This is a genomic window from Streptomyces sp. SID14478, assembly GCF_010548525.1.
Lineage (GTDB): Bacteria > Actinomycetota > Actinomycetes > Streptomycetales > Streptomycetaceae > Streptomyces.
Window position 1 is genome coordinate 1 of sequence record NZ_JAAGMG010000635.1, and the last position, 7,050, is coordinate 7,050.

The 7,050-nt window shown below is 71.5% G+C and carries 8 protein-coding genes; 3 read left to right on the forward strand and 5 right to left on the reverse strand.

Translation table 11 applies throughout. The features are described from left to right. On the forward strand, positions 1-419 hold a 419-nt coding region (locus tag G3I40_RS21280), incomplete at its 5' end, for a LysR substrate-binding domain-containing protein (RefSeq protein ID WP_239091868.1). Between the two features lie 10 nt (positions 420-429). On the opposite strand, the gene G3I40_RS21285 is transcribed toward G3I40_RS21280, so the two are convergent. The 3 genes from G3I40_RS21285 to afsQ1 are packed head-to-tail and all read right to left on the reverse strand — an operon-like array spanning position 430 to position 3,277. After that, positions 430-1,041 (reverse strand): hypothetical protein, encoded by a 612-nt coding sequence (locus G3I40_RS21285; RefSeq protein ID WP_164303729.1) that lies wholly within the window; start codon positions 1,039-1,041, stop codon positions 430-432. After that, a complete protein-coding gene (locus G3I40_RS21290) occupies positions 1,038-2,603 on the reverse strand; it encodes a HAMP domain-containing sensor histidine kinase (RefSeq protein WP_164303730.1) in 1,566 nt (521 codons plus the stop codon). Before G3I40_RS21290 ends, G3I40_RS21285 begins: the two co-directional genes overlap by 4 nt. Continuing rightward, the gene (gene afsQ1 / locus G3I40_RS21295) at positions 2,600-3,277 is read right to left on the reverse strand and encodes a two-component system response regulator AfsQ1 (protein ID WP_164303731.1); all 678 of its coding nucleotides are present in this window, start codon (positions 3,275-3,277) and stop codon (positions 2,600-2,602) included. The genes G3I40_RS21290 and afsQ1 overlap by 4 nt, the downstream gene beginning before the upstream one ends. A 205-nt stretch (positions 3,278-3,482) precedes the next feature. On the opposite strand from afsQ1, the gene G3I40_RS21300 reads away from it, so the two are divergent. Further along, entirely contained in the window at positions 3,483-4,262 is a 780-nt protein-coding gene (locus G3I40_RS21300) for a SigE family RNA polymerase sigma factor (RefSeq protein WP_164303732.1), read from the forward strand. Between the two features lie 167 nt (positions 4,263-4,429). On the opposite strand, the gene G3I40_RS21305 is transcribed toward G3I40_RS21300, so the two are convergent. After that, positions 4,430-5,443: a hypothetical protein gene (locus G3I40_RS21305; protein ID WP_164303733.1), complete on the reverse strand. Its 1,014-nt coding sequence runs from the start codon at positions 5,441-5,443 to the stop codon at positions 4,430-4,432. A gap of 263 nt (positions 5,444-5,706) precedes the next feature. Between G3I40_RS21305 and G3I40_RS21310 the strand changes: the two genes are divergently transcribed. Next, positions 5,707-6,114, forward strand: coding sequence for a peptidase inhibitor family I36 protein (locus tag G3I40_RS21310; protein ID WP_164303734.1), 408 nt, complete (start codon positions 5,707-5,709; stop codon positions 6,112-6,114). 54 nt (positions 6,115-6,168) lie between these two features. On the opposite strand, the gene G3I40_RS21315 is transcribed toward G3I40_RS21310, so the two are convergent. After that, positions 6,169-6,810 (reverse strand): ATP-binding protein, encoded by a 642-nt coding sequence (locus G3I40_RS21315; protein ID WP_164303735.1) that lies wholly within the window; start codon positions 6,808-6,810, stop codon positions 6,169-6,171. Positions 6,811-7,050: the final 240 nt, after the last annotated feature.

A 7,050-nucleotide genomic window follows, 5' to 3' on the forward strand; every position in this document is an offset into this window, starting at 1 on the left:
CGTTCGACGGGACCGCGCTGACGGTGCGCGCGCTGCGCGCCGACCCGGTGGGCGTGGTGCTGCGCGCCGACGATCCGCTGGCCGGCCGGGACCGGCTGTGCCTGGCCGACCTGGCGGACCGCCGCTGGTTCCAGTTCCCGCAGGGGACCGACCCCCTGTGGCAGGCGTACTGGAACGGCGGCGAGCCGCGCGAGGGCCCGGTGGTGCGCGTCGTCCAGGAATGCCTGCAGGCCGTGCTGTGGAACGGCACGGTGGGCATGAGCCCGCTCGGGCACGAACTGCCCGCGGAGCTCGCCGTGGTGCCGCTGACCGACATGGCACCGAGCCGCGTGGTGGCGGTGTGGAACGAGGGCGACACCAACCCCCTGATCCGCTCGTTCGTCGAGACCGCGACCGCCGCGTACCGCCCCGCGAAGTGAACCGTAGGCCTCAGCCCACGGTCTCCGCGGGCGCCGGCACGATCCCCGGCTGGGCCTTCACCGTGTCCGAGCACTCGTAGTCGCGCAGCGGATCGTCGCCCGGGCCGCCGAGGACCACGTGGTCGCCGCCGCTCTCCGCCGTCACCTCGCTGTTCGCGAACGTGCAGACGATCTGGGCCAGCGCGTAGGGCGACAGGTCGTCCGGCGGCCTGCTCAGGCGCAGGGCGTCGGCCGGGTCGCCGTGGCGCGGGCCCGAGACCTTCGTGGCCGCCGCGACGTCCGTGCTGTACCCGGCCTGCTTCTCCTCCGCCGTCAGCGGCCGGGAGAGCTGCGCGAGGAGCTGCCGGGCGACGGCGACCCGGTCGGTGCCCTGGCCGCGTTCCAGGGTGACGGTGCGGTCGACCGTGACGAGCTGGGACGTACAGACCAGGAACACCTGCACCGCGAACTCGCCGCCCGCCCGCGCCCCCACGTCGTCCGCGCCCGACAGCGAGCAGCCCACCCGGGTGGGCGCCGCACCGAAGTCGGTGGGGACCTCCGTGGAGCGGATGCCGCAACCGGACAGCGCCAGCAGGGCCGACGCGATGCCCAAGGAGCCCAACAGCCTTACGGGACGCCTCACTTGTCGCCACCGCCTTCCTCGGGCTCCTCGGACGCGTGCGGGCCCTTGGGGTCGTCCAGCGGCAGCCGCAGCGTGAACACGGCGCCGCCGTCGGGGGAGTTGGCGGCGGTGATCTCGCCGCCGTGGATGTGCGCGTTCTCCAGGGCGATGGACAGGCCGAGGCCGCTGCCCTCCGACCGGGGCCGGGACGCGCTCGCCTTGTAGAACCGGTCGAAGACGTGCGGCAGGACGTCCTCGGGGATGCCGGGCCCGTGGTCGCGTACGGCGATGACCAGTTCGCCCGGGTGCCCGTCCTGCGTGCGTACGGAGACGCGCACCGGGGAGCCGCCGTGCTTGAGCGCGTTGCCGATCAGGTTGGCGAGGATCACGTCGAGGCGGCGGGGGTCGAGGAAGACCATCGTGCCGCGCTTCGCGTCGAGGTCGACGGCGTCCAGCCAGGCGCGGGCGTCGATGCAGGCGGTGATCTGGTCGGCGATGTCGACGTTGTCGAGGACGAGCCGGGCCGTGCCCGCGTCGAAGCGGGTGACCTCCATGAGGTTCTCGACGAGGTCGTTCAGCCGCCGGGTCTCGCTGACGACGAGGCGTACGGCGGGCTCGATCATCGGATCGACCGACCCCGTCTCGGCGTCCAGCTCCTCCTCCAGGACCTCCGTCACCGCGGTGATCGCCGTCAGCGGCGTGCGCAGCTCGTGCGACATGTCGGCGACGAAGCGGCGCGAGGCCTCGTCGCGGGAGGTCATGTCGGCGACCTTCTTCTCCAGGTTCTCGGCCGTCTTGTTGAACGTCCGGGAGAGCTCGGCGAGTTCGTCCGTGCCGGAGACCCGCAGCCGGGTGTCCAGCTTGCCCTCGCCGAGCCTGCGGGCCGCGACCCCCAGCCGGTGCACGGGCTTGAGCACCGTCGTCGCCGCGGCCTGCGCGAGCAGCGCCGAGCCGATCAGCGCGAGGCCCGTGGCGATGCCGAGCGACCAGGCGAGGGAGTTGAGGTCCTTCGCCTCCGGCTCAAGGGACTTGAGCATGTAGCCGGTCGGACCGCCGTCCACCTTCGCGCCGCCCACCAGGTACGGGGTGTCGTCCTGCGTGGTGCGCTGCCAGTACAGGTGGTACGCGTTCTTGTTGCCGTCGGTCAGCGGCTGCTGCTTGGTGACCGCCTTGCGCAGCGACTGCGGCACGGCGGTCTCCGTGAAGGCGTCCAGATCCGAATTGCCCACCACCTGGCGGCCGTTCTCGTCCGTGGCGAGGAGCAGCACGCTGAAGTGCTGGCTGCTGTCGGCCATCAGGTTCGCCGCGTGCTGGAGCTCGCCCTGCGTGGGGTGCTCGGGCAGGACGGCGGCCCGGTTCTGCATCTCCTGCTGGAAGTCGCTGAGCGCCGAGTCCTGGGTCCGCGTCAGCACGGCCTCGCGGTTGAGCCAGTACGCGATCCCGGACGCGGAGACCGCAGCGGTCAGGGCGACGAGCGCGAACACCACGACGAGGCGCAGGCGCAGGCTGGTGAAGCGCAGGCCGGCCAGTATCGCCTTCTTCGCCGCGGCCCAGCCGCGGAGCTTGTCGTGCGGTTTGGTCACTGAGGGCTGTCCAGCCGGTAGCCCACGCCGCGCACGGTACGGATCAGCGTCGGCGACGAGGGCACGTCCTCGACCTTCGCGCGCAGCCGCTGCACACAGGCGTCGACGAGCCGCGAGTCGCCGAGGTAGTCGTGCTCCCAGACCAGCCGCAGCAACTGCTGGCGGGACAGCGCCTGTCCGGGCCGCCGGCTGAGCTCCAGCAGCAACCGCAGCTCGGTGGGCGTCAGTTGGAGGTCCTCGCCGTTCTTGGTGACCGTCATCGCCGCGCGGTCGATGACCAGCGAGCCGAACGACGCCGCGTCGTTGGCCTCGCGCTCGCCGCGGCGCAGCACGGCCCGGATGCGGGCGTCGAGGACGCGCCCCTGCACCGGTTTCACCACGTAGTCGTCGGCGCCGGACTCCAGCCCGACGACCACGTCGATGTCGTCGCTGCGCGCGGTGAGCAGGATGATCGGCAACTGGTCCGTGCGCCGGATGCGCCGGCACACCTCGAACCCGTCGATGCCGGGCAGCATCACGTCGAGGACGATCAGATCCGGCCGCGCCTCGCGCAGCAGCTTCAGACCGTCCTCGCCCGTGGCAGCGGTGGCCACCCGGTGGCCCTGGCGCGTCAGTGACAGCTCCAGGGCCGTGCGGATGGCGTCGTCGTCCTCGATCAGCAACAGGGAAGGCACGAGCGCCATTCTGGCCCATCGGAGGCCTTTAGTTCGACCGCGTGAGCGCTCCCACACCTGACCCGCACAGCAGAAGGCGCTGTGACAGCTCTGTGACAGTCGACGGACACCGCCATGAAGTCCCCCGGGCAAGCTTTTGGACATCGCAACGAACGAGCACAGCGATCAGACGGAAATCACCGGACTCCATGACGGGGGGCGCGAGATGAACACGCTGCACAGCACCACCTCAAGCGCAGTTGTCACGCGTCTGCACGACGTCACAGTCCGGCCGGACCGTTACGAGAAGTCCGGTGCCGTGAGCGGGCGGGGGTGCGCTCGCGGCACCGGGCGTCAGCACACCGGGTTCATGACGGTGGTTGACACGTTCGGGGCGGTGACCGACGCGGGCAACGGGGGCCAGGCCGGTCACGGGGGAGCCGCGTACAGGGAGGAATCGGGGGAGCAGCGTCGCACGTCCTTGTCGGAGGCCGAGTTCACGGCCTACGTCCAGGAGCGCCGCGCCTCCCTGTACGCCACCGCCTACCACCTGACCGGTGACCGGTTCGAGGCCGAGGACCTGCTGCAGAGCGCGCTGTTCTCGACCTACCGGGCCTGGGACCGGATCAGCGACAAGGCCGCGGTAGGGGGCTACCTCCGCCGCACCATGACGAACCTGCACATCAGCGCGTGGCGCCGCCGCAAGCTGAACGAGTACCCGACCGAGGAGCTGCCGGAGACGGCCGGCGACACGGACGCGATGCGCGGCACGGAACTGCGGGCGGTGCTCTGGCAGGCGCTGGCGCGCCTTCCCGAACTGCAGCGCACCATGCTCGTCCTGCGCTATTACGAGGGCCGCACCGACCCGGAGATCGCGGAGATCCTCGACATCAGCGTCGGCACGGTGAAGTCGAGCATCTGGCGGTCGCTGCGGCGGCTGCGGGACGACGAGGTCCTGAGCTTCGGCCGGGACCAGGAGGAGTGCTTCGGGGAGCTCGTCGCCTGAGACACCCGTCCGGGGGGACGGGGGGACCCGCTCGGGGGAGCGGGCCCGATGGGGGGAACAACGGGGAAAGCAAGGGTCCGGGCGGACGGGGGGTCTGCCCGGACCTTTTGCTGTGCTGTCGCTCCCTCTGCCGTGGTGTCGCGGCGGTGCGCTCGGTCCCCGGTCGGTCAGTCCTTGGCCGCGGCGCCGCCGCCGTCCGACAGGGCGGCGTCGACCTGCGCGGTCATGCGCTGCTTGCGCTGCTGCACGGCGGCCAGTTGCCGTGCGTGGCTCGCGATGAGCGTGCGCTGGTGGCCCGACTCGATGCCCTGCAGCTTCGTGACGTAGCCGGTCGCGGTCTTGCACCGCACGTCGGCCTCCGCGGTGCGGATCTCCGGTACGGACGGCGCGGGGAAGTTCGGGTGCGGTCCGACCCTGCTCGTCTTCTGCGTGCGCCACGTCGGGTCGTCGACCGCTGCGAGGGGGTTGGGGTAGGCCATCCCGGCCTTGCGCATGCAGGCGCTCCAGCGCTTGTTCAGCGCGATCGCCGCGGGATCCTTGCCCGTGGTGGCGGACGCCTCGAAGAACAGCTTCTGGACCGCCATCAGGTCCGTGTCGGAACGGTCGGCCTTCAGCGTGCGCACGGCCTGCCCGTGGCAGCCGCCGCCCGGGACGCCCGCGGGGACGCGGGTGGTGGCGCCGCCCTTGCTGCGCGGTGTCTGCGCGGCGCCGGTGTAGACCGCCTTCGCCCGTGCCGAGATCGACTTCTGCGCCTTCTCGGCGTGCTGCTGGAAGCTGACGGCCCGCTGCCTGCTGACGCCGTCGGGCAGCGGGGGCTTGTAGCCGTAGACGCGGACCGACTCCAGGTCCGTCACGCCGTACTTGCGGACGTTGCCCGGCAGATTGCCCGGCGGCGTCTCGTACGCGGGCCAGCTCGCGCCGAACTTCTTCATGCACGGGCCGCTGACGACGTCGACGGCGCGATCGAGCGCCTCGCGTTGCTTCATGTCCGGGACGTAGGCGTCCAGCGGGTAGTGCCGCGGCGCGTGGGCGAACGAGGAGACGGCGGGGGCCTTCGCGTCCTGCCGGGCGTCTTCGGCCGGCTGCTGTCCGGCGCAGGCGGCGGTCAGCAGGGCGGCCGAGGCCGTCAGGGCGGCGAGGCGGCCGTGCCCGGCCAGGCGCCTGCGGTGTGGCTGCGACACGCGTCCCCCACGTTCCTAGGGGCGATGTCCCCTCACCGGTAGCTCATACGGTGCGCCATAGGTGATCACCCGCGGTCCCTGGCGTCAACCCGCGGCAGGGGAGCACGCGTTGGGGTTCTCGCTTTTCGGCCAATCATGATCGCTTTTTGGTCATGATCAGGAACGCACTCTGCATCGGATTGCCGTGCCTATGTCAAAGTCGCGTGCTCTGCCCCGCTCGCACGGGCGGTGCACTTCGCAACCTCCGGAAGGAATGAGTGGGCATGAGGAAGAGACGCGGTTTCCTGGCGGCGTCGGCGCTGTCCGTCGCGGCGGTCGTCGGCGCGCTGGCCGCCCCGGCGCAGGCCGCCAGCTACGACGGCTCCTGCAACGCGGACGAGGCCTGTCTGTACCGCTACGCGGACTACACGGGCGGCATCTACGACACGATCCAGAGCAAGCAGTCGTACACCGGCACCTACTACGGCACGTCGGTGGCCATCGACAACACGGTGAGCTCCGTCAAGAACCGTGACACGAGCGACAACCTCTGGCTCTACCAGAACGCCTACTGGTCCGGGGACACGTGGGGCGTGCCGAAGGGCGCCTCCACGAACCTGGGCGGTTCGTTCGACAACATGCCGTCCTCGCACTGCTGGTCGCCCGCGACCTCCGGCTGCCCGGGAGGCTGACGCACGACGCGGGCCGCACTGCTTCGCGTGCGGCCCGTCCTTCCCGTGCGGCGTCTAACGCGGCGCCCGGCTCCCCGCCTTGACGCAGCGGCCCGCCGCCGCCGCTGCCAGGCGGCCCATCGCCTCCTCCTTGCCGCAGGCGTACGCGCCCAGTTCCACCTGGCGGGCCACGATGGCGCGTTCCGCGCGCATCAGGCGCCAGCCGCGGCGCAGCAGGAACGGCACCGACTTGCGGGCCTCCTTGAGGTCGCGCAGCAGCCGGCGGCGGAACGTCGTCGAGGGGCGGCCGCGCAGGCACAGCGCGTCGGCCAGCACGCCGAGCTCGCGGCAGCGCTCCACGATGTCGGCGGCGAAGATGCCCTCCGCGATGAACAGGGGCGTGCGCCCGATGTCGAGGACGTCCTCGCCCACCCGCGCGCTGATGGAGATGTCGTAGACGGGGACCCCGGTACGTCCCTTCTCGCACAGCGCGACGATCGCGGCGAGCGCCGCCTCGGCGTCCCAGGACCGCGCCGAGTCCCAGTCGATGTCCGAACTGTCCGGCACCAGCGGCAGCGTCGGGTCGTCGGCCTCCTTGTAGAAGTCGTCGAGGCACAGCACGGGAAGCCCGGAGCGGGCGGCGAACGACGACTTTCCGGAGCCGGAGGGCCCTGCGAGCAGGACGACCCGGGTCGGTATCGGAGGATGCGGACTCACGAGAGAACAGTGTGCGCCATGGACGCCGCGACGCCGACCCCGCGTGGTGACGTTGTGGCACGCGCCACGTCAACTACGCTACGTGGTTCTGTCGTTACCCGATTCGGAAGGCTCAGGCGTAAAGATCATGGCCCGACACGCAGCCCGCACCAATCCGATGCCGACCCCCGGCGCCCGCCGCGCCCTGCTGCGCGCGGGCCTGACCGTGACCGCCGCCGGTGCGGCCGTCGCCGCGGGTGC